Annotated in this window: 1 protein-coding gene and 1 pseudogene; both read right to left on the reverse strand. The window is 62.6% G+C overall.

Features of this window, described 5'->3' with window-relative positions:
- Positions 1-379: 379 nt before the first annotated feature.
- Entirely contained in the window at positions 380-859 is a 480-nt protein-coding gene (gene folK / locus BLX41_RS11905) for a 2-amino-4-hydroxy-6-hydroxymethyldihydropteridine diphosphokinase (protein WP_123725034.1), read from the reverse strand.
- A 3-nt stretch (positions 860-862) separates the two neighbouring features.
- Positions 863-1,290: pseudogene (locus BLX41_RS11910) on the reverse strand (polynucleotide adenylyltransferase PcnB); the annotation flags it as partial.

Raw genomic sequence — 1,290 nt, forward strand, 5'->3', positions numbered from 1 at the left:
TTCAGGCGCTTTGGAAACTACTGCGAGTAACGCGCGTGATTCTTCGTTATTCAGGCGCACGGTCTTTTGTCGTGCTTATACAGCCTGGTTCCAAGCGATTTGAAAGCGGTACCGGGATTCGCACTGGTGGCGCTGGACGCATCATTCTGTGCCCAGAAGGGGATGTGTACCAGCGGGTGCCCCCGCCGTTGCATCAGCGCCTTGGCCTAGCGTTTCCTGGGGTCGCCGCGAACAAGCCTCGCTTGAATTGCGCCCTTTAACGCCGGGATGGCGGCAACGGGACGCCTATAGTCGTGATGAGGACTCGGGAAGTCAATTAGATGTGTTACCGCCTTGTTACGCCGGGAGTGTTACCGCCGTTACTGATGCGTTTCAGCGGTTATTTCAGCCGTTCCAGGCCGACAAATGGACAGGCTGCGAGCAGTTCCTGCAGGGTGCGTCCGTCGGCCAGTCGCAACTCGGCAGGGGCCAATTCCGCCAGGGGATAGAGGACAAAGGGGCGGGCCTGCATATGGTAATGAGGGACTTTGAGGCGCGGTTCGTCGATCAGGCGGTCGCCGAACAGGAGGATGTCCAGGTCCAGGGTGCGGGGGCCCCAGCGTTCATTGCGCTCCCGGCCTTGCTGGTTTTCGATGGCCTGCAGCGCATCAAGCAGTGCCAAGGGTTCCAGGTCGCTATCCAGCGCCGCCACGGCATTGGTGTAGCGCGGTTGGCCGGGAAGCAGGGAGTCGCTTTGATAGAAGGCCGACACGCCGTGGAAGTGGCTTGCGGGCAACTGCGCCAAGGCCTCGAGTGCGCTGCGCAGTTGTTCTTCAGGGGCAGCCAGATTGCTGCCCATGCCAATGTAGATGCGTTCCATCCATTACTCGCCTGAAGCGCTGGAGCTGCCTGCACGCTTGCGTTTGGCACCGCTGCTGCGCCGACGCTTGCGTGGCGCGCCGCTGGCGTCTTCCTTGCCGCTCAGGTCGCGGATCATGTCGCGGCGTTCGGAGTCGTTGGCGTCCTGGTAGTCGGTCCACCATTCACCCAGGCCGTCGGTCTGCTCGCCTGCGCTTTCACGCAGCAGCAGGAAGTCGTAGCCGGCACGGAAGCGTGGGTTGTCCAGCAACTGGTCGGCGCGCTTGCCGCTGCGCCGTGGCAGCCGCTCCTGCATGTCCCAGATCTCGCGGATCGGCATGGTGAAGCGTTTGGGAATGGCGATGCGCTGGCACTGTTCGGCGATCAGTTCATGGGCAGCTTCCTGCATGGCCGGGATTGGCGGCATGCCGCGTTCCTGCAGGCGCAGGGCCC

Origin of the sequence: Pseudomonas protegens, from assembly GCF_003732485.1 — a bacterium.
Classification (GTDB): domain Bacteria; phylum Pseudomonadota; class Gammaproteobacteria; order Pseudomonadales; family Pseudomonadaceae; genus Aquipseudomonas; species Aquipseudomonas protegens_B.

Bases quoted from the DNA above. Each gene is read 5' to 3' on its own strand.
- folK (WP_123725034.1), bottom strand. From the start codon at position 859: ATGGAACGCATCTACATTGGCATGGGCAGCAATCTGGCTGCCCCTGAA.